We start from the raw sequence: 230 nt of genomic DNA, 5'->3' as shown, positions 1-230 counted from the left end.
GATTTCGGCATCGAGATGCCGTTCAAGCCGACCGACTTCACCCAGGTCAACCCGCACATCAACCGCGTGCTGGTCGCGCGTGCGCTGCGCCTGCTCGGCGTGCAGCAGGACGAGCGGGTGATCGACTGGTTCTGTGGCCTGGGCAACTTCACGCTGCCGCTGGCGACGCAGGCGCGCGAGGTGCTGGGCATCGAAGGCAGCGAGGCGCTGGTCGCGCGTTCGCGCCAGAA

General features: G+C 67.8%; 1 pseudogene. It reads left to right on the top strand.

The window, feature by feature from the left end:
• A pseudogene (locus HA630_RS26725) lies at positions 1-230 on the top strand (23S rRNA (uracil(1939)-C(5))-methyltransferase); the annotation flags it as partial.

It is taken from the genome of Aquabacterium sp. A08 (assembly GCF_011742065.1).
This window is presented reverse-complemented; position numbering and strand designations above follow the sequence as displayed.